Below are 23,857 nucleotides of genomic sequence, written 5' to 3' on the forward strand. Positions count from 1 at the left end.
TTCCGAGGGCACGGTGCTCGCGCCACCTACCTCGTAAGACGGTCCGGGACAGGGAAATTCAGCGCCTCGGGCAACCCGGCTCGACGGATATCCCTCCACGCGCGAATCACGCACGCGCGCACCGGTGGAACGTTTACTACTCGGATACCCCTCCGGTAGCGAGGAGCTTCCCGAGCAAGGTGGTCAGCTGGACCCGTTCCTCGGGAGTGAGCGCGGCGAAGGCGCCGGCCAGGAAGCCCGGGATCGCGACCTCGGCGGTCCGCAACCGCTCCCGTCCGGCCGCGGTGATGGTGACCGCGTACGAGCGCCGGTCCTTCGGGTTGCGTTCCCGGCGGATGTAGCCCGATCGCTCCAGGTCGTCACAGACGGTCACCATGACGCTGCGATCGATGCGGAGTTCGGCGGCCAGCGTCTGCTGGGCGCAGTCGCCGACCGCGTCCAGCATCTTCAGCACCAAATGCTGTCCAACCCCCAGTTCCGTTGCGGCGGCATGGGCTTCACCGGCCTTGGCCACTGCGGCGGAGGCGCGGCAGAGGGCGATATCGGGGCGTTCGGCGGCGAGAGCCGGGAAGTAGGACGGTCTGGCGGCAGGCATGGTCTCCTCGTTCGATCACGGCCAGCCTACCAAAACCGTCTGCGCACAGATCGTTTGACAGCAGACGATTCTCGCGCCTACGGTCTAATCGTCTGTGCGCAGATGATTTTCGCGCAGACGAATTCGGAACCCGTTGGGCCTCAGGAGCTGCCATGACGCTTGATCTCTCCCCCGATGAACTGCTGTCGACCACCCGGGCCGTGCGTCGCCGCCTGGACTTCGACCGGCCGGTGCCGCGCGACCTCATCGAGGAGTGCGTCGATCTCGCCACCCAGGCGCCCACCGGGCGCAACCGCCAGCGCTGGCACTTCCTGGTGGTCACCGAGGCCGCGCAGCGCCGGGAGGTGGCCGAGATCTTCCGGCGGGCGCTCGCGCTCAGCGAGGCCGCGCCGCTGTCGCGGGACGACCTGGCGCGCATGCACATCCGGCCGGGCAGCATGGCGCGGGTGTTCGACGGCGTGCGCCATCTGGCCGACAACATTCACCGCGTGCCCGCGTTCGTGATCCCCGCCGTCGAAGGCCGCACCGACGCCGCCTCGGTCCAAATCCAGTCCGGCACCTGGGGATCGATCCTTCCCGCGGTCTGGAGTTTCATGCTCGCCGCCCGCGCCCGCGGTCTCGGGACCGTGTGGACCACAGCCCAGGCTCCACTCGAGCGCGAACTGTCGGCAATCCTGGGCGTGCCCTACGACGAGGTCATGCTCGCCGCGTTCCTGCCGCTGGCCTTCACGCTCGGCACCGAGTTCAAGCCCGCGGTCCGCGTCCCCCGCGACCGGGTCCTGCACTGGCAGCGCTGGTGACGGGCGGGGCACCGGGCGAATCCTGGGGCACGCGGGCATTTCGGGGTTGTCTGTAACCCTAGTTAGCACTTACCTTGGAGTGTGTTGCACCGCACAGGAGCGGCCTCGGCTTCGGCTTCCGGGCGGCGCGGCGCAGAGACGAGGAGGCAATGATGGCTCTGACGACGATGTCGGGCTCCGTTCCGGCGGCACGAGACTATGCGGATGTGCTGCACACCCTGTCGGAGGGATCGGTGTACCGCCGATTCGATCCGTATCTCGATATCGCCTGGGACTCACCCGAATTCGCGATCGACCCCCAGGACCCGCGATGGGTGCTGCAGCCGGACATCGATCCGCTCGGCGCGACGCAGTGGTATCAGGACCTGCCCCTGGACCGGCAGATCGAGATCGGGCGGTGGCGGATCGCCAATGCCATCAAGGTCGGCGCGGCCTTCGAGAGCATCCTGATCCGCGGCATGATGCAGTACATCATGAAGCTGCCCAACGGGTCGCCGGAGTTCCGCTACTGCCTCCACGAGATGACCGAGGAGTGCAACCACATCCAGATGTTCCAGGAGCTGGTCAACCGGATCGGCGTGGACGTCCCGGGGATGCGGCCCATCTTCCGGAGACTGTCGCCGTTCATCGGCGTGGCCGGCGGTTATGCCTGGCCGATTCTGTTCATCGGCATTCTCGGCGGCGAGGAACCGATCGACCACTATCAGAAGGCGGTCATCCGCAATGGCGCGAAGCTGCCGCCCGCGGTGGTGCGCTGCATGGAGATCCATATCGCCGAGGAGGCCCGGCACATCTCCTTTGCCAATGAGTTCCTGAAAGAGCATGTGCCGGGTTTCAATCCGCTGTATCGCAATGTCTGCGGTATCGCCTTCCCGCTCGCCATGCGATGGCTGGCCGGCGAGATCATGGCTCCCCCACCGGAATTCGCCCGCACCTTCGACATCCCCCGCGAGGTCATCAAGGAAGCGTTCTGGCGCTCCCCCACCGCGTCGAAAATCCTCTCCGGATACTTCGGCGACATGCGCTCCCTCGCCGACGACCTGGGCCTGATGAATCCGGTCACCAAGCGGCTGTGGAAGCTCCTGCACATCGACGGCGACCAATCCCGCTACCGCAGCGAGCCCGAGCGCCGGGCCGCCTGACCCCGGGGATACCCATCGGAATCACCCGTCCGAAGTACGATCGGGAAATGCGGTCCATTTGGAAGGGCTTTCGGTAGCTCGAAATCGCGAATACCGAAGGCCCACACCAGGACCGACAAACAATCAGCCCAAAGGCCATAGAGGCGGTCCGATATTCCAGATTGCTCGTGCGTAGGGGCCTCGGCGTCTACCATAATCGGAACGTCGTTCGCCGACGTTGACGACCGCTACTGATTGGACTTGCTCGGCCATGAGTCAATCGTCAAGCTCAGCGAGCACTTTCAGGATCAGCGCGCGCGCATCCCGCCCGTAGACCGCAGCCTGTTTCAGTACCTCGAACATGCGCACATATAGGTTGCACTCCGTCGGCTGTGTGACCTGAATGCTCGCGGTCGGCGTTTCAAGAGCGACGAGGTCATCATCGAAGATCCAGAACCCTGCTGATGCGACCGCCTCGCGTTCTCGCATGAGCGGAATGATGCCGAGCGAAATGTTCGGTAGCGACATCAACTCGAGTAGCCGTCCGAGCTGCCCCGCCTGAACTTCGGCGTCACCGAACCACGTTCGCAGCGCTTGTTCCTCGAGCACCGTCACGAACCGCTTGCCACCTCGCTGCAGAATGCGCTGACGCTCCATCCTGACGGCGACCGCGGCATCGATGTCGTTTGGTGTGCCCAGGAACCGAATCCAGAACGACAGCATGGCGGCGGAGTACTCGGCAGTTTGGAACAGGCCCGGGATCACGTTGTGCTCATAGATCCGGAACACCTTCGTCGCCTCATATCGCTGCTGGGTGTGAGCGCCGAGAATTCGCTTCAGGCCAGCTCGGCTCTGACGCCGGAACTCGAGGTAGGCCGAATCGGCTACCCGCAATGTCGCGATGAGATCGGCCACCTGGTCCTCGGCGCCGCAGACGCGACACCACTCCCTGATGTCATGGTCGGTCGGTGCCCGAATACCGTTCTCGATCTTGGAGACACGTGTGTAGTGCTGCTGTGTCGCATCAGCGAGGCGGCGGGCACTGAGACCAGCATCTCTGCGGATATCCCGCAGCCTGGCTCCGAGTGCCCGTCGCGCCTCCTGCGCTGAGCTAGAAGGGCTGGTATTCATGGTGAGGAATCGCCAGCTTCCACACCGCCTCGAATGCCGTGCGGCACAGCTGGATATCGGCGGGGTCTGTCGATGCGGCCTTGCCGGTTCCCAGGCCGTTGCCTGCGTAGTGAAGGAACACGGCAAGGCGGTCATCGAACAGGTAGAAGTCGTTGCCTGGCATGGCAATCGACGAGACCAGACGCCTCGGCGTCCAGCGGATATCCTCGCCGGCATCAACCATCGGCCACGCTATGCTGTACGACCACCTCTGGTAGTCGCTGAGCGGTTCCGAGACGATGCGCGCTCGCCGGATCGACTTCCCCGCGGCAGTGTGTTCTCTCAGCGTTGAGCACCAGCCCTGGAGCCATTCCAGGTCGTCTGGTTCGCCGGCCGTCCACTGCGCCATGTGCGGCAGCTCTACCACGGTGCCGTAGGCGTCCCGAGTCTCCAGATGGATGGACTCCGTCTGGAATTCGAACAGTAGTTGCTCGAAGTCGTCATCGCTTATCGGAGTCACTGTCTCCCTGTTCGAAGAACGGAACCAGCCGGTCCGGAATCTCTACGCACGATTCGCCGGCAGGAATATCCATCTGCGCCAGCGTTGCCGGATCGTCGATCACCCAGCCCTGTACCACCCATGAACCACGATCGGTGCGGTACAGAGTCGGAGAGGTGTAGCGGGCGAGCTCGGGGTGCAGAAACATTAGCCCCGCTAAAATATGCTGATTCGTGCCATTCGCAGCATTCCCTATGGACATAGGCGTCCCGATATGAATTCACTCCAATCAGGCATGGTCAGCTACCTATAAGCAGATTTGCAAGATGCCTCGCCAACGCGCTTCCCCGCGTGTCACCGAGACCATACGACAGCCAATCGCACACGACTCGCTTTCGAGGCGAAATGCGCACACGACACACACACGATTCATCGCCTCTGGATTCTCCGGCCGAAGGGCTCGATGCGATCCGAGGTGCAAGGTGATTCCATCCGCGCGAATGCGATCTATGCTGAACGACACCGGCACAAACACAATATTCACCCGAGACGTTGAGACGAGGTGTGCCATGTCCATGTCTCCCACCCTGCAGGATTGCCTGCGTCAGAAGTCCTCGCGGTACGAAGTCGTGAACCACCCTCATAGCGATACGAGCATGCAGACGGCCGCGGCGGCGGACATCCCCGCGGATCGCCTCGCGAAAACCGTGCTGCTCGAAGACGACAACGGCTATGTCGCAGCCGTGTTGCCGGCGACGCAAGCGGTGCGCCTGTCCGATCTCTGGGCGCGGACCGGCCGGCATCTGGTGCTGGCGAAGGAAGTTGAGCTGAGCGGGCTGTTCACGGACTGCGACACGGGCGCGGTGCCGCCGGTCTGCATGGCTTACGGTATGCAGACGTTCCTCGAGCAGGATCTGGCGCTGGAACCGGAGGTCTATTTCGAGGCCGGCGATCACGAGGCGCTCATCCATATGGAGCAGCGCGAATTCCTGTTGCTGATGGAAACGGCCGAGGTCGCGCATTTTTCGTACAGGATGTAGGGCATCGTGTCTCGAGCGGCAACCTTTGCATGACCGCAGGTAGTGGACCGGGTTCCTAGCCGTTCTCGAGAGTCTGCGAGCATGCGGGCCGGACGGCACGTTGTAGCGGCACTAGGCATCGGGTCCGCGGGCCCAAGCCGTCAGACGCTCACTGGCAGCCACCAACAACCATCAACGACCAGGGCGAACACGCAGGTCCCGGCGCGGTACGGTAGAACGCTGACCTGGGACGACGTACTCTGGCCAAATGCGGTCCATTTGGAAGGGCTCCATCGCGTTCGGACTGGTGAATGTCCCCGTGAAGGTCTACACCGCCACGGAGGACCACGACATCAAGTTCCACCAGGTGCACGCCGCCGATGGCGGGCGCATTCGCTACGAGCGGTTGTGCACGGTGGACGGGCAGCCGGTGCAGTATTCCGATATCGACCGGGCCTACGAATCACCCGACGGGGATCGGGTGATTCTCACCGACGAGGACTTCGCCAAACTTCCGGCGGCCGAGAAACACGAAATTCCAGTGTTGCAATTCGTGCCGTCGGAGCAGATCGATCCGATTCTCTTCGACAAGAGCTACTACCTGGAACCCGATTCGACCACGCCGAAAGCCTATGTGCTGCTGGCGAAGACCCTCGAACAGGTGGACCGGGTGGCGCTGGTGCATTTCACGCTGCGCCAGAAGACCCGGCTCGGCGCGCTGCGGGTGCGTGACGGGGTGCTGGTGCTGCAGACGCTGCTGTGGCCGGACGAGGTGCGGGCGGTGGCGTTCGACAAGCTCGAGGGCGTGACCGAGCCGAAGTCCCAGGAATTGCAGATGGCCGAGACGCTCGTCGACACGCTGTCCGACGATTTCGATCCCAGCCTGTACGTGGACGAATATCAGATCGAATTGAAGAAACTGCTCGACGAGGCGATCGCCAGCGGTTCCAGCAAGGTCACCCGGGCGCCCGAGGCGGCGGTTCCGGCAATGGATGCCGAGGTCGTGGACCTGGTCGCGGCCCTGCAGCGCAGCCTCGAAGCCTCCGGACGCAAGGCGGGTACCGCACCGGCCGCGCCGGCCAAGGCCACCAAGGCCGCGAAGGCGACTGCGGAGAAGAAGCCCGCCAAGAAAGCCGCGAAGAAGGCACCGGCCAAACAGACCCGCAAGGGCGCCTGATAGCACGCCACCCGCGCGGCCTCGCCACCCGGCGGACGCCCGGGTAGCCAGCACCCACCTGGCAAACTGTCGGGCATGGATTCCGACATATCCAGCCATCCGGATATCGCCGTCGTGCCCATGGGGCTCGGGCATCTGCGTCAGGTCATCGACCTCGGCTACCAGGTGTTCGACACCCAGGCCAAGCCCTACACCTCGTGGTCGCTGACCTCGGTGGCCGAGCACCTCGACAGTGCCGGACGGTCCTGCTGGGTGGCGGTGGATTCGGATCGGGTCGTCGGATTCGTGCTGGCCTCCATGGAATTCGAGCTGCGCGAGGACTGGGCGTACCTGGAGTGGATCGCCGTGGCGCCCGATATGCAGGGGCGCGGTGTCGCGGGCCGGCTCATGACCGCGTGTTGCGATCTGCTCTTCCGGCACGGCGCGGCCCGCATCGTGACCGACGTGGAGAACCACAACACGGCCTCGGCGTCCATGATGCGCAGGAACGGGTTCACCGAGGGCACCACGGTGACACTGTTCGTGCGGCCCAATCCGGACGAGGCCGTGGCCGGGGCCGACGAGCAGGTCACCCTCGGACCCGGCACCAAGCGCGATCTCATCCGGCGCGGCCGGATCACCGGGGACGGGCGGCACGGGCGGCCCGCCCGCTAGTTGTCGGACCCTGACGCTACGGTCGCGGGCATGACCGCCGTCGACGAGACCATGACCGCCATCAACAACGCTGTAACCCTTGGCCGCCAAGGTGATGCGGCGACGGCGCGGAAGCAGCTGACCGCACTGTGGGACACCATCGGTGCGGGCGGCGACCCGCTGCACCGGGTCTCGCTCGCTCACTTCCTGGCCGACCTCCAGGCGCATGCGGCGGACGCGCTCACCTGGGATATCCGGGCCCTCGATGCCGCCGACGCGCTGACCGACGAGCGGGCCCAGGCCCACCATGCGGGGTTGAGTGTCCAGGGTTTCTATCCGTCGCTGCACCTGAATCTCGCCGACAATTACCGGCGCCTGGGCGCGTTCGACACCGCCCAGCGCCACCTCGACGACGCCCGCAACCGGCTCGACGCCCTCGACGAGGACGGCTACGGGCTCGGAGTGCGGGCCGGCATCGCGAATGTCGAAGCGGCACTGGCGGAACGCTCCACCGAGCAGCTACCCACGCACCCCGCCGCGTCGTAACGGCCGCCTGACCTCAGAGAATGTCGGCCCGGTGATCATTGCCGGGCTGGACCAGGCGATATACGCTGGCCGCGACCACCGCCCAGCGAAGGGAACGCCGCAATGCCGGAACCGCGATCGGAAGTAGCTGTGCCGCAAGCGGATCCCAGGGGACGACGCGCCGGACTGGGCGTGACCCTCCTGCTGGCCGTCGCCGCGGCCGGCCCCGTCGCGATGGCCGGTCCGACTGCCGCCGACGTTCCCGGCACGGCCACACCGGTTTCCTGTTCCCCCGCCGAACTGGCGATGGGCCTGCCCACCCGCACGCCGGTGGGCGACTGGTCGGAGAATCTGGGATTCGACGCGGCCGGGGACATCTGGGTCGCGCGCACCTACCGCAATGCGGTGGAGCGGTACGACCGGGACGGTCACCTCGTCGTCAGCGTGCCGGTGTCGAGCCCGGGCGCGGTCCGGCTCGGCCCAGACGGGCTGATGTACGTGACATACGGCAATTCACCGTTCGCCGGGCTCGCCGGCCAGGGCGGCGTACTCCGATTCGATCCCGGCGCGGCCGTTCCGCAGCCTGGAGTTTTCGTCTCCGGGATCGGCCAGGCCAATGGGGCCGCCTTCGATGCGGCCGGGAATCTGTTCGTCGCCGACACCACCGCCAATACCGTGGAGCGGATCCGGCCGGACGGGACCCTCGACACCGAGTGGACCGAGCGGGCCCGGAACGCGCTGGCGGCCAAGGGATCCGGCGCCGACGGGATCGCCGCGGCCGGGAACATCCTCTATGTGACCCTGCTGGAGAGCCCCACGGCACGCATCGTCGCGTTGCCCATCGACGATCCGGCCCGGGCCGGTGTCGCCGTCGATCTGGCGCCCGCGCCGCTCACCGCACCGCTGCTCCCCGACGATCTGGCGATCGCTGCGGATGGGTTGCTCTACATCGCCACCGGCAGTGGGCAATTCGTGCGGGCCGATCCGGTCACCCACACCAGCTGCACGCTGCTGTCGGGACAGCCGCTGACCTCCGTGGCCGTCGACCCGTCCGACGACCACACCTTCATCCTCGGCACCGAGGGCGGCGATGTGCTGAAGGCGCACCTGCGCTGACGTCAATTGTCCTGCGCGGCACGGGCTCTGCCCTCCCGGAAGAACTCCAGCAGGCCCTCGACCGTCGCCACCTCGGCGCGCGGGCGCATCGCCCCGAAGGACATGTTCCAGAACTCACCCTCACGCCGGGTCCACGGCCCGACGTACGCGTAGGGCTGCGGGTTGTCCCAGTCTCCCGGGGAGACACCGTAATTCACCTCGTCGACGGCGACGGACAGATCGAAGTGCTCGGGCCACAGCACCGGTTGTTCCTCGGCGAAGCGCCGTAATGCGGTGTCTCCCACCGCGAACCAGTCGTGCACCGTGGTGGCGGCGTCGGCGTCGACGCTGAAGGGTTCGTCCGGATCCATGCGGGTGCCATCGGAATACAGGCCCGCGGGCGGGGCGTCGGCCGCGAACCCGGCGGTCGAAGCGAGGTCACTGTAGGTGCCGTGCAGGCGGATGCGGCCCTGTGGCCACACCAGATCGGTGCCCGTCACCGACACCGGCCACTTGATGCCGGTGAAGCCGCCCAGCACGATACGCATGCGGATACTGCCGAATCGGCGGTACTGCGGGCCGGCGATCAGCAGTTCGGCCGCCGCGTGCATTGCGAACCGGGTGTCCTCGTAGGTGATGTCGTCCACCGGGAAATCATCTCCGTCCGGCCGGGCGTATTGCTGGAAAATGGACTCCGGCAAACAAAACAGCGCCACACCGGACGAATCCGGTGTGGCGCCGGGGTGATTCGCGATCGGTCAGCTCGCGTTGTCGGTGCACGCCGACAGGATGACCTTGGCCTGGCGCGGCGAGGACGACCCCGTGTCCGGGAAACCCGGGGCGCTCTTGCCGAGCACGTTGATGGCGGCCGACTCGGCCTCCACCTTGGACGGGGCCCACGCCCAGCCGAAGCGGGTGTCGGCGCCCTGTGCGACCGCGCCGCAGGCATTGGCGAAGTGCACGACGACCGCGCAGTCGCCGCCGCCGCACTTGTCCACGGCGGTGCTGTCCGCGCTGTCCCAACTGCCGTAGTTCACGGCATAGGCGACGTTTCCGGTGCTCTTGGACAGCGCGAGCGCGCCGTACAGATCACCGGAGGTGGCGACGAAGACCGGTTCACTGTCCGCCGCGGAGGCGGTTCCGGCGGCCACGGTGCCGATCGCGGCCATCGACGTAACGGCGAGGCCTACACCGGCCTTGCGCAGCAACGACATTCGATACTCCCCGGGGATGGAAGGTGATAACGGCCGTCATCATGCCAGACGCTCAGACCCTGCGCATGACCGAGACAACCTTACCCAGCACCTGGGCGTGGTCGCCATCGATCACCGGGTAGGCCGCATTGCGCGGCTCCAGGTACACATGCCCATTGGCGCGGCGGTAGACCTTGACCGTGGCCTCGCCGTCGATCATGGCGGCCACGATCTCGCCGGTGTGTGCCTCCTGCTGCTTGCGCACCACCACGATGTCGCCGTCGCAGATGGCGGCATCGACCATGGAGTCACCACGAACCCGCAGGCCGAAGACGGTACCGCGGCCCACCAGCTCGCGCGGCAGGGACAGCACGTCGTCGGTGTGCTCCTCGGCCAGAATCGGCGTACCGGCCGCGATATCGCCCACCACGGGCACCGGCACCGAATTCTCGTCCTGCTGCCGCTGCGGCCCGGCCGCCCGCAGGAACAGCCGCACATCCATGGGCCGGGTCACCGATCCACTGCGCTTGAGAAACCCCCGCTCCTCCAATTCGCGTAAATGCCGCGAAACAGACGAAGCCGACTTCAACCCGACCGCATCGCCGATCTCCCGCGTACTCGGCGAATACCCGTGCCGCTGCACCCAATCGCGAATACTGCACAGAATCCGCTGCTGCCGCTCCGGCAATGTGGAGGTGTCGAGATGCTCGAACCCGTCGAAGTCGTCATAGGTCACCGGAGAATCCTACGGTCCGAACCGGCTGTTCCCGATCACGACCGGCCGTGTCACTCCCGGTCACGACAGGCTGCGTCATTCCGGCGACGACGGTTGCGTCACTCCCAGTTACGACAGGCTGCGTCATTCCCGGCAACTACCGGCTGCGTCACTCCCGGCGACGACCAGCCGTGGCCCGCGCGAGTGCCGCCTCGGCCTCGGCGGCGAGAGCGCCGACCAGATCGGCCGCCGGTTGCACACTGTCGATGAGATCGACCGCCTCGCTCGCCCACACCGGGGTCGGCGGCAGCTCCCCGCTCGCCACCGCCTCGCGGTACGCCCGCCGGGCACCCTCATCACCGATGAGCTCGGATTCGCGTCCGCGCCACTGGTCGAGAATCGGGTGCGGCAGCGTGCGCGCGGTGTATTCCGGCGGCCAATTCGCATCGCGCACGATGTCCAGCACGCTACTGCGCTCGGTGTTCTCGCCCCGGCCCTCGATAATGGCCTTGCCGACGAAGGGATCCGCCAGCGTCTCGATGCTGGCCTGGAATCGCGTACCGATCAGAGCCCCCGCCGCCCCCAGGGTCAACGCGGCCGCAAGCCCCCGCCCATCGGCAATACCGCCCGCCGCGAGCACGGGAACCGGCGAGACCTGATCGACCACTGCCGGCACGAAGCTCAATGTCGTACGCCCCCGCCGCGCACCATGCCCGCCACCCTCGGTCCCCTGCGCCACAATCACATCCGCCCCCACGGCCACCGCCTGCTCCGCCTCGGCCATATCGGTCACCTGGACGATCAAGACCGCGCCCGCCGCCCGGATCGCCTCGACGAAGGGCCGCGGATCCCCGAACGACAGCATCATCGCCCGCGGCCGGTACGTCAGCGCCAGTTCCACCACCGACCGGGACGCACCCCAGGCAAGAAACCCTATCCCCCAAGGTTTTTCGGTCCGCTCACTGACAATCCGCAGCTCCCGCTCGACCCACTCGGCATCGCCACGGCCGCCCCCGACCATCCCGAGCCCGCCGCCTTCGGACACCGCTGCGGCGAGAGCCCCACCGGCCGACCCACCCATCGGCGCCGACACGATCGGATACCGCACCCCGAGCAGCTCGGTGAACGCACTGCGTAATGCCATGGGCCCCTCCGCTTCCGCACCGACGCGTAGCCGCGAGCCGCCCACGCCGACCTCCACGGTAGCGGCGGGTCTGCGGCAACACCGGCCGGGACAAGCGCGGCCACGCCTTCGCGCCGAGGGTCTGGACGGTGCGGCAGGCGTAGTCGACACTACCGTCGGTCAGGACATCCGACGGCCACAGACTCGGAAAGGCTGTCCGGCAGCGGGATACGAGCGCGATAGACGTGCTTGCCAGGCCACCGTTGCCAGGTCCTGCCCCCGATGGATACGACGCATCGTGACGGCTCTGCAGGCGACGCGCATAGGGTGGGTGGCGTGCAAGATCACGAGAGGCTGTTCGACCGGGTGCGCGGGGCGCTGCTGGGCGGGGCGATCGGGGACGCGCTGGGGTGGCCGATCGAGTTTCTGTCGCTGCAGCAGATCCGGGGGCGGTACGGGGCGGCGGGGGTCACCGGATTCCTGCCCGGCCCGGATCCGGCCGCGCCACAGCAGATCACCGACGACACTCAGATGACGCTGTTCACCGCCGAGGGCCTGCTGCGCTGCCCGCCGGGTACGGACCCCGCGCCGGTGTTGCGCCGCGCCTACCTGCGGTGGCGGGATACTCAACAGCAGGAGAAACCTGCGGCCGATGTGGACGGGTGGCTGGCGGGGCACCGATTCCTGTATGCCATGCGGTCTCCGGGCAATGCCTGCCTGACCGGGCTGCGGCGCCAGGCCGAAGGGTTCGTGCCGCCGTTGGAGTTCGGGGAGCCGGGGCCGGTGAATCCGAAGTCGAAGGGGTGCGGGACCGTGATGCGATCGGCGCCGTTCGGGCTGGCCGGATTCGGCGCCGACCGCGCGTTCTATACCGCCATGCGATGCGCTCAGCTAACCCATGGCCACCCGACCGGCTACCTCGCGGCGGGCGCCCTCGCCATCTTGATCGACAGCGTCCTGTCCGGAACCGAACTTCCGATCGCGGTGCAGGACACCATCTCCCGGCTCGCCCCGATGCCCGCGAGCGCGGAAACGATCACCGCGCTGGCCGCTGCCCTCACCACCGCGCACCTGGGTGACCCCAACCCGGAGCGGCTGGAGCAAATCGGCGCGGGGTGGTGCGCCGAGGAGTGCCTGGCCATCGCCGTGTACTGCGCACTGCACACCTACCGCACCGGCGACATCCGCACCGGGCTCCTGCTGTCGGTCAACCACTCCGGCGACTCCGACTCCACGGGCGCGGTGGCAGGCAACCTCATCGGCGCCATCCACGGCCTCGAGGCCCTGCCCATGGAATGGGTTGCCGCCGTCGAGGGTCGCGACGAATTGTTCCGAGTCGCCGACGATCTCGTCCTCAACTTCTTCTACAACGATCGCACGGCCCTGGCCGACCGCTACCCCCTCGACCGAGGCCTCGACCAATGATCGGGAAGGGCGTCGCCCACGAATTCAGGGCCGTGCGAACCGAATCGCCGAATCCCTTCCAGGCCAACGGCACAGGGGCATGATTCCGTAGGACAAGGCTTCCTCCCCCAGTGAAGACGTCGGCCCACCGTAATACGGTGGGCCGACCGTTCTTTCGGTTCGGCGTCACGGCTCGGTAGCCGGACGACTCAGTCGTCCATGCTGCCCGCACCGCGGAGGCGGGCGGTGATGTGGCGGGCGGATGGCCGGGGCCGGCCCGGTAGCGCGGCGGGTCGAAGCCAGCGGCGGGACACAGGCCTTTTGCCTCGTCAGGGATCACTCCTTTCTGGATCCGACTATCGCACAGTGGTTCCGGTCAGCCGAATGAATATGGACTCCAGCCGAAAACAACGATGCGGGCCGATCCGTATCGGATCGGCCCGCATCGTCGGCGGATTGCTGGTCCCGCTAGACCGTGAAGCCGAGGGCGCGCAGCTGTTCGCGCCCGTCGTCGGTGATCTTGTCGGGGCCCCACGGCGGCATCCAGACCCAGTTGATCTGGAGGTCTTCGGCCAGGCCGGAGCGCACGAGGGCGTTGCGGGACTGGTCTTCGATGACGTCGGTCAGCGGGCAGGCCGGGGAGGTCAGGGTCATGTCGAGTTTGGCGATGCCGTCCTCGAAGGCCATGCCGTAGACCAGGCCCAGGTCGACGACATTGATGCCGAGCTCGGGGTCGACGACGTCGCGCATCGCCTCCTCCATGTCCTCCAGGTGCTGGATCTCCTCCGGGGTGAGTTCCTTGGCCTGCTGGTCGGTTTCGCTCATCTCTACTCCCCGTTGCCCATCGTCTTCTTGGCTTCCTCGGCCGAGGCTATCCGTACCACGGCATCCTTGAACGCCATCCAGCCCAGCAGCGCGCACTTCACGCGGGCGGGGTACTTGGCGACGCCGACGAACGCGATGCCGTCGCCGATCACCTCTTCGTCGCCCTCGACGGTGCCGCGGCCGGTGACCATCTCGTCGAACGCCTCGACCACCTTCAGCGCCTGCTGCACCGGCAGGCCGATGACCTGGTCGGTGAGCACCGAGGTGGACGCCTGGCTGATCGAGCAACCCTGGCCGTCGTAGGACACGTCCTTGACGTCGCCGTTGTCGTCGATGTGCACACGCAGCGTCACCTCGTCACCGCAGGTGGGGTTGACGTGGTGCACCTCGGCGCCGAAGGGCTCGCGCAGCCCTCGGTGGTGCGGGTGCTTGTAGTGGTCCAGGATGACTTCCTGGTACATCTGCTCCATGCGCATGTCTTATGCAACTCCGAAGAAGCTCTGGGCCTTCCGCACCGCGGCCACCAGCTGATCGACCTCGTCGAGGGTGTTGTACACCGCGAACGAGGCCCGCGCGGTCGCGGCGATACCGAAGTGCCGGTGCAGCGGCCACGCGCAGTGGTGACCCACACGGACGGCGACACCCTGGTCGTCGAGGATCTGGCCGACGTCGTGGGCGTGAATACCGTCCACCAGGAACGACACCGCGCCGCCGCGGTTCACGTTCTCGGTCGGGCCGATGATGCGGACGCCGTCGATCTCGCCCAGACCTTCGAGCGCCGCGCCGATGAGCGAGTGCTCATGCGCCGCAACGGCTTCCATGCCGACTTCGCTCAGATACCGGACAGCCGCACCCAATCCGACGACCTGCGAGATCATCTGCGAACCCGCCTCGAACCGCAGCGGCGGCGGGGCGAAGGTCGAATGATCCATGTACACGGTCTCGATCATGGAACCACCGGTGATGAACGGCGGGGTGTCCTCGAGCAGCTCACGGCGGCCGTACAGGATGCCGACACCCGAGGGGCCCAGCATCTTGTGACCGGAGAAGGCCGCGAAGTCGACGCCCAGCGCCTTGAAGTCCACCGGCATGTGCGGCACAGACTGGCAGGCGTCCAGCACCACGATCGCGCCGACTTCCTTTGCGCGGCGCACCAATTCGGCGACATCCGCTACCGCGCCGGTCACGTTCGACTGGTGGGTGAAGGCGACCACCTTGGTGGCGGGCGACAGCTCCAGCGAGTCCAGGTCGATGCGACCCTCGGCGGTGATGCCGTACCACTTCAGCGTCGCACCCGTCCGGCGCGCGAGCTCCTGCCACGGCACGAGATTCGCGTGATGTTCGAGCTCGGTGATGACGATCTCGTCGCCGGGCCCGACGCGGTGCGGGAATCGGTCGTCGGAGAAGGCGTAGGCCACCACGTTCAGCGACTCGGTCGCGTTCTTGGTGTACACGATCTCGTCCGCGCCGACGCCGACGAACGCCGCGATCGCCGCGCGCGCCGCCTCGTAGGCCTCATTGGCCTCCTCGGCGAGCTGGTGCGCGCTGCGATGCACGGCCGCGTTGTGTTCGAGCAGGAATTCCCGCTCGGCGTCGAGCACCTGCAGCGGACGTTGCGACGTCGCACCGGAATCCAAGTACGCCAACGGTTTTCCGTCGCGCACGGTCCGGCTCAGGATCGGGAAGTCGGCCCGGATCCTGGCGATGTCGAGAGTCCCCACGGTGCTGGTCATTTAGGCTCCTACGACAGAATCTGATTCGCGGCTCGCCGCGGATGAGGTGAAGCGCACGTAGCCGTTGGCGTCGAGTTCCTCGGCCAGCTCGGAGCCGCCCTCGGCCACGATGCGGCCGTTCACGAACACGTGAACGAAGTCCGGCTGGATGTAGCGCAGAATGCGGGTGTAGTGGGTGATCAGCAGGATGCCGCCGGTCTCCCGTTCCTTGTAACGGTTCACACCCTCGGAAACAATCCGCAGCGCGTCCACGTCCAGACCCGAGTCGGTCTCGTCGAGGATGGCGATCTTCGGCTTGAGCAGGCCCAGCTGCAGGATCTCCTGGCGCTTCTTCTCACCGCCGGAAAAACCCTCGTTGACCGAGCGCTCGCCGAAGGCCGGATCGATGTCCAGCTCGGACATGCCCTCCTTGACTTCCTTCACCCAGGTGCGCAGCTTGGGGGCCTCGCCGCGGACGGCGGTGACGGCGGTGCGCAGGAAGTTCGAGACCGAGACGCCCGGGACCTCGACCGGGTACTGCATGGCCAGGAACAGACCGGCACGCGCACGCTCGTCGACCGACATCTCCAGCACGTTCTCGCCGTCGAGGGTGATGGTGCCCTGGGTGACGGTGTACTTGGGGTGCCCGGCGATGGCGTAGGACAGGGTCGACTTGCCGGAGCCGTTGGGGCCCATGATCGCGTGGGTCTCACCGGACTTCACGGTCAGGTTGACGCCCTTGAGGATCTTGATGGGCTCGGCGTTCTGGTCCGGGTTGGCGACCTCGACGTGCAGGTCCTTGATTTCCAGGGTGGTCATCGAATTCGAATTCCTTTGCAGGGATGGGAAGTTGGTGTCAGGCGCCGACAGCGGCGAGCTCGGCCTCGATGGCCGCCTCGAGCCGCTCCCGGACCTCGGGGACCGTGATCTTCTGAATGATCTCGAAGAAGAAGCCGCGCACGACCAGACGCCGCGCCGCCTCCTCGCTGATACCGCGCGAGCGCAGGTAGAACAGCTGCTCGTCATCGAAACGCCCAGTGGCCGAGGCATGTCCGGCGCCGACGATCTCGCCGGTCTCGATCTCCAGGTTCGGCACCGAGTCGGCGCGCGCGCCATCGGTGAGCACCAGGTTGCGGTTGGCCTCGTAGGTGTCGGTGCCCTCGGCCGCCGCGCGAATGAGCACGTCGCCCACCCACACGGTGCGCGCGTCCGGCTTGCTGGAGGACGGATCGCCCTGCAGCGCACCCTTGTACAGCACGTTCGACTTGCAGTGGGGCACCCCGTGATCGATCAGCAGGCGCTGTTCGAAGTGCTGGCCGTCATCGGCGAAGTACACGCCGAGCAGTTCGGCGTCGCCGCCCGGACCGTCGTAGCGGACGGTAGCGGTCAGACGCACCAGATCGCCACCGAGGGTGACATTGGTGTGCCGCAGGGTGGCGTCCCGGCCCAGCTCGGCGTGGTGCGCGGTCGCGTGCACGGCATCGTCGGCCCAGTCCTGGATGACGATGACATTCAGCTTGGCGCTGTCGCCGAGCACGAATTCCACGTTCTCCGCGTAGGTTCCGCTGCCGCGCTGATCGACGACCACGTTCGCGTGGGCGAAGTTGCCCAGTCGGATCTGGGTGTGCCCGTAGGCGGTCTTGCCCTCACCCGGACCGGTGATGGTGACGACGACCGGTTCGGCCACTTCGGTTTCCGCACCGATCGACACGATGGTCGCGTGCTCGAAACCCGAGTATGCCTGCGCGGCAACGCGATCGGTGGGGGTACCGGCGACACCGAGGCGAGCGTCGTCACGGCCGACGGTCTCCACCGTCACGCCCTCGACAGCGTTCGCCTCGACGACGGCCCGGCCGTCGCGAACGGCGGTGCCGTCGTGCAGGCCACGCAGGCGACGCAACGGGGTGAAGCGCCACACCTCGTCATGCGCGGACGGCACTTCGAAGGCGTTCACGTCGAAGGACGCAAAAACCTCACCCTTGTTGATCGCGGGCACACGGCCCTCGGCAGCAACGGCAACATTCTCGACCGTCATCAGCCGACGGCTCCTTCCATCTGCAGTTCGATCAGGCGGTTCAGCTCCAGGGCGTACTCCATCGGGAGCTCCTTGGCGATCGGCTCGACGAAGCCGCGCACGATCATGGCCATGGCCTCGTCCTCGGTGAGGCCGCGGCTCATCAGGTAGAACAGCTGGTCCTCGGACACCTTCGACACCGTGGCCTCGTGGCCCATGGTCACGTCGTCCTCACGGATGTCGACGTAGGGGTAGGTATCGGAGCGAGAGATGTTGTCCACCAGCAGCGCATCGCACTTCACAGTCGACTTCGAGCCGTGCGCACCCTTGTTCACCTGAACCAGGCCGCGGTAGGAGGCACGACCGCCGCCGCGCGCCACCGACTTGGAGATGATGGTCGAGGAGGTGTGCGGCGCCAGGTGCAGCATCTTCGCGCCGGTGTCCTGGTGCTGGTCCGGACCGGCGAACGCGATGGAGAGCACCTCACCCTTGGCATACTCACCGGTCATCCACACGGCCGGGTACTTCATGGTGACCTTGGAGCCGATATTGCCGTCGACCCACTCCATGGTCGCGCCCGCCTCGGCCTTGGCGCGCTTGGTCACCAGGTTGTAGACGTTGTTCGACCAGTTCTGGATGGTGGTGTAGCGGCAGCGGCCGCCCTTCTTCACGATGATCTCGACCACCGCGGAGTGCAGCGAGTCCGAGGAGTAGATCGGCGCGGTGCAGCCCTCGACGTAGTGGACGTAGGCGTCCTCGTCGACGATGATCAGCGTCCGCTCGAACTGACCCATGTTCTCGGTGTTGATGCGGAAGTACGCCTGCAGCGGGATGTCCACCTGCACGCCCGGCGGCACGTAGATGAACGAGCCACCCGACCACACCGCCGAATTCAGCGCGGAGAACTTGTTGTCGCCCGACGGAATGACCGAGCCGAAGTACTTCTGGAAGATCTCCGGGTGCTCCCTGAGACCGGTGTCGGTGTCGAGGAAGATGACGCCCTGCTTCTCCAGGTCCTCACGGATGGAGTGGTAGACGACCTCGGACTCGTACTGCGCGGCGACACCCGCGACCAGCCGCTGCTTCTCCGCCTCCGGGATGCCCAGCTTGTCGTAGGTGTTCTTGATGTCCTCGGGCAGCTCTTCCCAGGACGCGGCCTGCTTCTCGCTCGAGCGCACGAAGTACTTGATGTTGTCGAAGTCGATGCCCCCGAGGTTGGAGCCCCAGCTCGGAATGGGCTTCTTGTCGAAGATGCGCAGTGCCTTGAGGCGGAAGTCGAGCATCCATTCGGGCTCGTTCTTCTTCGCCGAGATGTCGCGTACGACGTCCTCGGACAGGCCGCGCTTGGCACTGGCACCGGCGACATCCTTGTCGGCCCAGCCGTACTCGTACGTGCCCAGGGACGCGATGGTCTCTTCCTGGGACAGCGGCTGCACCTGGTCGGTGGTCGTCGTCATTCGGCACTCCTTCCGGAGTCATCTGTAGAAGTCGTTGCGGGCTGTGCAACGGGGGTCGATGCGGAATTCTTTTGGGCGGTATTCGATATGGGGGGCACTGCGACGAGCGGGACGTGCGTGGTGCAGGCGCAGTCGCCATTGGCGATGGTCGCCAGGCGCTGCACGTGCGTACCGAGAATCTCCCGGAAGGCTTCGAGTTCGGCCGCGCACAGCTCCGGGAACTCCTCGGCGACATGCGAGACCGGGCAGTGGTGCTGGCAGATCTGCACGCCCGCACCGACTTTCCGGGTCGAGGCCGCGAATCCGGCGTCGGTGAACGCGTCCGCGATCTCCTCCGCCTTGGCCTCGGTCTCGGCCGGGGTGTGCTCGGCGAGCGCGCCGACCCCGGACACGATGGTCGCCACCCGCTGGCGCGCGAACTCGGTGATGGCCTGCTCTCCGCCGATCTCCCGCAGCTGCCGCATGGCGGCTCCGGCGAGGTCATCGTAGGCATGCCCCAGGCGGCCACGGCCGGTGGCCGTCAGCTGGAACTGCTTGGCGGGACGACCACGCCCCTTCTGCTGCCACGGCGCCGACCGCATCGCGCGGGCCTCGCCCGATTCGATGAGCGCGTCCAGGTGCCGGCGCACGCCCGCCGGGCTCAGGCCCAGGCGTTCGCCGATGGCGGTCGCGGTGATCGGGCCCTCCTCCAGCAGCAGCTTGATGACAGCTTCCCGGGTATGACCCTCACCCGCCGGCACGGGCACGACAACGGACCGGGCACCGTCGTTTTGGTGCCCGGCCTGTTCCGCGTTCCGCAAACCCACGGTTTTCACAACATCAGTGTGACGGAATTCCATCCCACGTTCCAGTAAGGGTCACCTGACCTGATCTTCGCGACCTGGGGCGATGAGGGCGGGTGTGATCCGAGCCACCATATATATCCGGGCATTTAGGAAATTCGGCCCGGTCACGGTGGGTTTCCGAAGACGTGAACAGTGTGCTCGTGGTGGGTGCGACGGGAAACGTCGGCCGGCAGGTAGTTGCCCAACTGGTCGCGGCGGGGGTCTGGACACGAGCGCTGGCTCGCGATCCGGAAACCGCCGGCCTGCCGCCCGGAGTCGAGGTGGTGGGCGGAAATCTGGCCGAGCCGGAATCGCTGGTCGCGGCCGCGGACGGGGTCGACTCGGTGTTCCTGGTGTGGCCGTTCCATGGGACGGAGGGCGCGGCGCAGGTGCTGAAGGTGCTCGCCGGGCACGCCCAGCGCGTCGTGTATCTGTCGTCCACGACGGTGAACGACCAAGGGCCGCAATCGGATCTGATTCCGCAGTTGCATGCCGAGATGGAGGGGCTCATCGAGGCCTCGGGGCTGCCGTGGACCGTACTGCGCGCGGACACCCTCGCCTCCAACGCGCTGGGCTGGGCGGGGCAGATTCGCGCCGGTGACGTGGTGCGCGGTACCGAGGTCGCGGCGAGCGCGGTGGTGCACGAGGGCGATATCGCGGCCGTGGCGGCGCGACTGCTCACCGACCACTCGCACACCTGGCGGAAATACCTGGTGACCGGGCCGCGGGTGGTCGGGCGGGCGGATCAGGTCGCGGCGATCGGCGAGGTGCTGGGTCGTTCGCTGCGGTTCGAGGCACTGCCGCTGGAGGTAGCGCGGGAGTCGATGACCGGGGCCGGACTGCCGGCGCGGCTGATCGAATCACTGCTGTCGATGGCCGAATTCCGGCCACGCTCGGATCTGGTCACGACGACGGTGGCCGACCTCACCGGGCGGCCGGCGCGGGATGTCCGGGACTGGGCCGCGGAGCACGTGGAGAAATTCCGGTAGCCGACCGGTCGCCCGATGGCGGCTCGGTGCGGCGTGGGCATAAGTTCGATGACAATCGAATTATCACTGGGGTGCGGGTACAACAGCGCCCGCCGTCCAGAACACGACATCCACGAAAGCCGGTGCCAGCATGCCCATCGCACTGTCCCTCCTCGACCTGGCGGTGATCGCGCCCGGTCAGACCGCGCGTGACAGCTTCCAGAACAGCGTTGCGCTGGCGCAGGCGGCGGAACGCAGTGGGTACCGGCGGGTCTGGTATGCCGAGCACCACAATATGAAGTCGATCGCGTCCAGCGCGACCAGCGTGCTCATCGGCCACGTGGCCGGGCATACCGAGACCATCCGGCTCGGTGCGGGCGGAATCATGCTGCCGAACCACTCGCCGCTGGTGATCGCCGAGCAGTTCGGCACCCTCGAATCGCTGTACCCGGGCCGCATCGACCTGGGGCTGGGTCGCGCGCCGGGCAGCGATCAGGAAACCATGCGGGCGCTGCGGCGTAACCCGTCCTCGGCGGACACCTTCCCGCAGGACGTGCTGGAGTTGCAGGGGTACCTGACCGGGAACTCGCGGATTCCGGGCATTCAGGCCGTCCCGCGCGCGGAAGGCGTTGTGCCGCTCTACATTCTGGGGTCGTCGCTGTTCGGCGCGCAGCTGGCCGCGCACCTGGGCCTGCCCTACGCCTTCGCCTCGCACTTCGCGCCCGACTCCCTGCACGAGGCCGTCCGTGAATACCGCGATCGATTCCGGCCCTCCGAGCAGCTGGCCGAGCCGTATGTCATGGCCGGGGTCAATGTGTTCGCGGCCGAGGATCGCGCGCAGGCCGAGGAGCAGAAGACCATCTCCTACCGGGCGCGCACCCGCGCGTTCATCAAGCGCGGCGCGGCGGGCATGGACTTCTCCGACGAGGAGATCGACGCCTTCCTGGCCTCGCCCAATGGCCGTCACCTGGCCAGGATGACCACGTACACGGCCGTCGGCACACCCGCCGACGTCGTGGCGTACCTGGAGGATTTCGCGGCAGGCATCCAGGCCGACGAACTCATCACGGCGCATCACGCCCAGAACGTCGACGACCGGGTGCGCTCGATCGAGCTGACCGGCGCGGCGATGGAAGCACGCGAATCCGTCACGCGCTGAAGGACATCGGCCGACCTCTATGCCGACCCGTGGCTCTCCGCCTGAGTATTTCGCCGGAGAGCGACGGCGGTGACAGCGAACAGGACCAGGGCGAGCCAGATAAAGGCATTGTGGTCGAAGAGGGCGAGAGGGCCCCGGTTCGGGAAGTCGAAGACACTCTCGCGATGGACGCCGAACAGGATGAACAGACCGCCTGAACAGCCGAGAAAGACGGAGAGCAGACCCGCGACGGTGGGGACGGAGCGGTGGCGATTCGCCAGGTGGGCCAGGTAGATCAGCAGGGGCGCGAGCCAGACCCAGTGGTGGATCCAGCTGTACGGGGAGACGACGGTGCTGGTCAGGCCGCACAGGACCACGGCTGGAAGTTCGCGGCCGGTTCCGGAGAGACGGCGGGCCAGCACGAGGCAGACGGCGATGATGACGAGAGCTGCTGCGAGCCACAGCAATTGGATGCCGCCACCCAACCCCAGCGAGCGGGCGAGCATGCCGCGCAGCGATTCGTTGTCCGGGTTCTCGGGGGCGCCGACGCGGGAGGGGTCGGCGAACCCGCCGCTCCAGAAGGTCAGTGAATCCTTCGGCAGCACAGCCAGACCGATCACCATCGTGGTCACCAGAGCGCCGGTCGCGGTGGCGGCGGCCCGGAATCGCCGGGTCACCAGCAGGTAGAGAATGAAGAACGCCGGAGTCAGCTTGATGCCGGCCGCGATGCCGGTCGGTACGCCTTTCACGCGTGACGAATCGGGCAAGGCCATATCGGCCAGGACGAGGAGCAGCAGCAACATGTTGACCTGGCCGAACGCCATGGTCTCGCGGATCGGCTCGCACAACAGCAGTAGCCCGGCAGCGGTCGGCCCCACGATCAGCATGCGACGGTCGCGGCGATAGCCCAGCACCGACAGGGCTGCCCACACCGATCCGGTGAGCATGAGGAAATTCGCGAGCCCGCCGACCCAGGTGAACGCCGCTCCGTGCAGTGCCGCCAGGGGCACGAACATCAGTGCCGCGAACGGTGTGTAAACGAACTCCCAGACCCCCCGAGTATGGCCGTGCAGCGGTGTGTCGTACACCGAAACACCGTGCACCACCCGGTCCGCCGCAATCCGGTAGGCATCCAGATCGACCAGGTGCAGCGCCATCCGCGGTGCCACGATCGCCAGGTGGAGCCAATCCGCCCCGGCCAGCGCGCCCAGCACCGCTACCGGCCACACCACAACCAGGGGAATCGAGTGCCGCTGCGGCGCAGCCTGATTCGCGGCCGCCGCCTCATCGATGGCCGGCAACGGCATGCGCACCCCCATGGTCCCGGGTTTCGATTGCCCGCCCGACCGTAGTGACAGGACCCCCCGACCGCGAGCCCCTATTTACTCCTGCGACGCAACAGGGTTCGAATCGGCGCGGCCGAGTGGTCCTCGCGGCCCGGCAGATCGGCCTCGCCAATTTCACCCTGATCGCCTGGGTGGTGAGTCGCTACGTCGTCGCCTTCGCTGCCCTGTTCACTCTCGCCGGCCATCCGGCCCGCACCCTCGGCGAATCCTCGGCCGCGCGCGTATTCCTCACCGCCCTGGCCGGATTCGCGCTGTCGGCGATCACCGGGACCACCCCTGGGTGTCGAGGCCGATGCATTCACCCGGTCAGGAGACCGGGCCCTAGGTGTACTGACCACGGACGTTGGTGACGGCGTGGCGAGCTGACATGACGAAGACCTCCGAGTGAAGTGCGAGCTGTCTAGGAACGCATTCACTATCGGAGGTCTTCGTGTCCCACCGTAATGCCCCGCTGTCGGAACTGGGCCGGTTACGGCTGGCCCGGTGCGTCGTCGAGGACGGTTGGCCACTACGCCGAGCCGCCGAACGATTCCAGGTCTCACCCACCACCGCGAAACGGTGGGC

General features: G+C 66.8%; 27 protein-coding genes and 1 pseudogene. 11 read left to right on the top strand and 17 right to left on the bottom strand.

Features of this window, described 5'->3' with window-relative positions; all coding sequences use genetic code 11:
• Positions 1 to 136: 136 nt before the first annotated feature.
• Positions 137 to 595 carry a MarR family winged helix-turn-helix transcriptional regulator gene (locus ACFXHE_RS40615; protein WP_379390519.1) on the bottom strand — a complete coding sequence of 153 codons (459 nt, stop codon included), beginning with the start codon at positions 593 to 595 and terminating at the stop codon, positions 137 to 139.
• A gap of 152 nt (positions 596 to 747) precedes the next feature.
• Between ACFXHE_RS40615 and ACFXHE_RS40620 the strand changes: the two genes are divergently transcribed.
• Together ACFXHE_RS40620 and ACFXHE_RS40625 are read left to right on the top strand one after the other, a co-directional pair.
• Positions 748 to 1,395, top strand: a complete 648-nt coding sequence (locus ACFXHE_RS40620; protein WP_379390521.1) for a nitroreductase family protein — start codon at positions 748 to 750, stop codon at positions 1,393 to 1,395.
• 152 nt (positions 1,396 to 1,547) lie between these two features.
• On the top strand, positions 1,548 to 2,537 hold the full coding sequence (locus tag ACFXHE_RS40625; protein WP_379390523.1) for a diiron oxygenase: 990 nt from the start codon (positions 1,548 to 1,550) through the stop codon (positions 2,535 to 2,537).
• 255 nt (positions 2,538 to 2,792) lie between these two features.
• Here ACFXHE_RS40625 and ACFXHE_RS40630 read toward each other — a convergent pair whose 3' ends face one another.
• From ACFXHE_RS40630 to ACFXHE_RS40645, 4 genes and pseudogenes are all read right to left on the bottom strand, one after another.
• Positions 2,793 to 3,431, bottom strand: coding sequence for a DUF5753 domain-containing protein (locus ACFXHE_RS40630; protein WP_379390568.1), 639 nt, complete (start codon positions 3,429 to 3,431; stop codon positions 2,793 to 2,795).
• Between the two features lie 9 nt (positions 3,432 to 3,440).
• Positions 3,441 to 3,647 (bottom strand): annotated as a pseudogene (locus tag ACFXHE_RS40635) (helix-turn-helix domain-containing protein); the annotation flags it as partial.
• Positions 3,628 to 4,146, bottom strand: a complete 519-nt coding sequence (locus tag ACFXHE_RS40640) for a DUF6879 family protein (protein ID WP_379390525.1) — start codon at positions 4,144 to 4,146, stop codon at positions 3,628 to 3,630. The pseudogene ACFXHE_RS40635 and the gene ACFXHE_RS40640, both read right to left, overlap by 20 nt.
• On the bottom strand, positions 4,127 to 4,387 hold the full coding sequence (locus ACFXHE_RS40645; RefSeq protein WP_379390527.1) for a hypothetical protein: 261 nt from the start codon (positions 4,385 to 4,387) through the stop codon (positions 4,127 to 4,129). Before ACFXHE_RS40645 ends, ACFXHE_RS40640 begins: the two co-directional genes overlap by 20 nt.
• Before the next feature lie 313 nt (positions 4,388 to 4,700).
• On the opposite strand from ACFXHE_RS40645, the gene ACFXHE_RS40650 reads away from it, so the two are divergent.
• The 5 genes from ACFXHE_RS40650 (at position 4,701) to ACFXHE_RS40670 (ending at position 8,595) form a co-directional block, all read left to right on the top strand.
• A complete protein-coding gene (locus ACFXHE_RS40650; RefSeq protein ID WP_379390529.1) occupies positions 4,701 to 5,165 on the top strand; it encodes an aminoacyl-tRNA deacylase in 465 nt (154 codons plus the stop codon).
• A 247-nt stretch (positions 5,166 to 5,412) separates the two neighbouring features.
• Complete coding sequence (locus ACFXHE_RS40655; protein ID WP_379390531.1) at positions 5,413 to 6,321, top strand: Ku protein; 909 nt, start codon at positions 5,413 to 5,415, stop codon at positions 6,319 to 6,321.
• A gap of 75 nt (positions 6,322 to 6,396) precedes the next feature.
• The gene (locus ACFXHE_RS40660; RefSeq protein ID WP_379390533.1) at positions 6,397 to 6,975 is read left to right on the top strand and encodes a GNAT family N-acetyltransferase; all 579 of its coding nucleotides are present in this window, start codon (positions 6,397 to 6,399) and stop codon (positions 6,973 to 6,975) included.
• 30 nt (positions 6,976 to 7,005) lie between these two features.
• Positions 7,006 to 7,500, top strand: a complete 495-nt coding sequence (locus ACFXHE_RS40665) for a hypothetical protein (protein WP_379390535.1) — start codon at positions 7,006 to 7,008, stop codon at positions 7,498 to 7,500.
• A gap of 102 nt (positions 7,501 to 7,602) precedes the next feature.
• Positions 7,603 to 8,595 (top strand): hypothetical protein, encoded by a 993-nt coding sequence (locus ACFXHE_RS40670; RefSeq protein WP_379390537.1) that lies wholly within the window; start codon positions 7,603 to 7,605, stop codon positions 8,593 to 8,595.
• Positions 8,596 to 8,597: 2 nt separating this feature from the next.
• Here the strand turns inward: ACFXHE_RS40670 and ACFXHE_RS40675 are convergent, their stop codons facing one another.
• From ACFXHE_RS40675 to ACFXHE_RS40690, 4 genes are all read right to left on the bottom strand, one after another.
• Positions 8,598 to 9,221, bottom strand: coding sequence for a hypothetical protein (locus ACFXHE_RS40675; protein ID WP_379390539.1), 624 nt, complete (start codon positions 9,219 to 9,221; stop codon positions 8,598 to 8,600).
• A gap of 111 nt (positions 9,222 to 9,332) precedes the next feature.
• On the bottom strand, positions 9,333 to 9,788 hold the full coding sequence (locus ACFXHE_RS40680) for a DUF4189 domain-containing protein (RefSeq protein ID WP_354846753.1): 456 nt from the start codon (positions 9,786 to 9,788) through the stop codon (positions 9,333 to 9,335).
• A 52-nt stretch (positions 9,789 to 9,840) separates the two neighbouring features.
• A complete protein-coding gene (lexA, locus tag ACFXHE_RS40685) occupies positions 9,841 to 10,503 on the bottom strand; it encodes a transcriptional repressor LexA (RefSeq protein WP_379390541.1) in 663 nt (220 codons plus the stop codon).
• A 148-nt stretch (positions 10,504 to 10,651) separates the two neighbouring features.
• The gene (locus ACFXHE_RS40690; RefSeq protein WP_379390543.1) at positions 10,652 to 11,626 is read right to left on the bottom strand and encodes an NAD(P)H-dependent flavin oxidoreductase; all 975 of its coding nucleotides are present in this window, start codon (positions 11,624 to 11,626) and stop codon (positions 10,652 to 10,654) included.
• A gap of 315 nt (positions 11,627 to 11,941) precedes the next feature.
• Between ACFXHE_RS40690 and ACFXHE_RS40695 the strand changes: the two genes are divergently transcribed.
• A complete protein-coding gene (locus tag ACFXHE_RS40695) occupies positions 11,942 to 13,030 on the top strand; it encodes an ADP-ribosylglycohydrolase family protein (RefSeq protein ID WP_379390545.1) in 1,089 nt (362 codons plus the stop codon).
• Between the two features lie 447 nt (positions 13,031 to 13,477).
• On the opposite strand, the gene ACFXHE_RS40700 is transcribed toward ACFXHE_RS40695, so the two are convergent.
• The 7 genes from ACFXHE_RS40700 to ACFXHE_RS40730 are packed head-to-tail and all read right to left on the bottom strand — an operon-like array spanning position 13,478 to position 19,856.
• Positions 13,478 to 13,834, bottom strand: coding sequence for a metal-sulfur cluster assembly factor (locus ACFXHE_RS40700; RefSeq protein WP_379390547.1), 357 nt, complete (start codon positions 13,832 to 13,834; stop codon positions 13,478 to 13,480).
• A gap of 2 nt (positions 13,835 to 13,836) precedes the next feature.
• Positions 13,837 to 14,310, bottom strand: coding sequence for a Fe-S cluster assembly sulfur transfer protein SufU (gene sufU, locus ACFXHE_RS40705; protein ID WP_379390548.1), 474 nt, complete (start codon positions 14,308 to 14,310; stop codon positions 13,837 to 13,839).
• 3 nt (positions 14,311 to 14,313) lie between these two features.
• A complete protein-coding gene (locus tag ACFXHE_RS40710) occupies positions 14,314 to 15,567 on the bottom strand; it encodes a cysteine desulfurase (protein WP_379390550.1) in 1,254 nt (417 codons plus the stop codon).
• Positions 15,568 to 16,365 carry a Fe-S cluster assembly ATPase SufC gene (gene sufC / locus ACFXHE_RS40715; RefSeq protein ID WP_379390552.1) on the bottom strand — a complete coding sequence of 266 codons (798 nt, stop codon included), beginning with the start codon at positions 16,363 to 16,365 and terminating at the stop codon, positions 15,568 to 15,570.
• A gap of 37 nt (positions 16,366 to 16,402) precedes the next feature.
• Complete coding sequence (sufD, locus tag ACFXHE_RS40720) at positions 16,403 to 17,581, bottom strand: Fe-S cluster assembly protein SufD (RefSeq protein WP_379390554.1); 1,179 nt, start codon at positions 17,579 to 17,581, stop codon at positions 16,403 to 16,405.
• Positions 17,581 to 19,017 (bottom strand): Fe-S cluster assembly protein SufB, encoded by a 1,437-nt coding sequence (sufB, locus tag ACFXHE_RS40725; RefSeq protein WP_379390556.1) that lies wholly within the window; start codon positions 19,015 to 19,017, stop codon positions 17,581 to 17,583. Before sufB ends, sufD begins: the two co-directional genes overlap by 1 nt.
• Positions 19,014 to 19,856 carry a helix-turn-helix transcriptional regulator gene (locus ACFXHE_RS40730; RefSeq protein WP_379390558.1) on the bottom strand — a complete coding sequence of 281 codons (843 nt, stop codon included), beginning with the start codon at positions 19,854 to 19,856 and terminating at the stop codon, positions 19,014 to 19,016. Before ACFXHE_RS40730 ends, sufB begins: the two co-directional genes overlap by 4 nt.
• Before the next feature lie 131 nt (positions 19,857 to 19,987).
• Here ACFXHE_RS40730 and ACFXHE_RS40735 point away from each other — a divergent pair, with 131 nt between their 5' ends.
• Positions 19,988 to 20,830 carry an NAD(P)H-binding protein gene (locus ACFXHE_RS40735; RefSeq protein ID WP_379390560.1) on the top strand — a complete coding sequence of 281 codons (843 nt, stop codon included), beginning with the start codon at positions 19,988 to 19,990 and terminating at the stop codon, positions 20,828 to 20,830.
• Positions 20,831 to 20,960: 130 nt separating this feature from the next.
• On the top strand, positions 20,961 to 21,968 hold the full coding sequence (locus ACFXHE_RS40740) for an LLM class flavin-dependent oxidoreductase (RefSeq protein WP_379390562.1): 1,008 nt from the start codon (positions 20,961 to 20,963) through the stop codon (positions 21,966 to 21,968).
• A gap of 17 nt (positions 21,969 to 21,985) precedes the next feature.
• Here ACFXHE_RS40740 and ACFXHE_RS40745 read toward each other — a convergent pair whose 3' ends face one another.
• The gene (locus tag ACFXHE_RS40745) at positions 21,986 to 23,254 is read right to left on the bottom strand and encodes a glycosyltransferase 87 family protein (RefSeq protein WP_379390564.1); all 1,269 of its coding nucleotides are present in this window, start codon (positions 23,252 to 23,254) and stop codon (positions 21,986 to 21,988) included.
• A 469-nt stretch (positions 23,255 to 23,723) separates the two neighbouring features.
• Here ACFXHE_RS40745 and ACFXHE_RS40750 point away from each other — a divergent pair.
• Positions 23,724 to 23,857, top strand: a 134-nt coding sequence (locus ACFXHE_RS40750) for a helix-turn-helix domain-containing protein (protein ID WP_379390570.1), incomplete at its 3' end; no start/stop codon positions are given.

Source organism: Nocardia sp. NPDC059229 (assembly GCF_042754165.1).
GTDB lineage: Bacteria > Actinomycetota > Actinomycetes > Mycobacteriales > Mycobacteriaceae > Nocardia.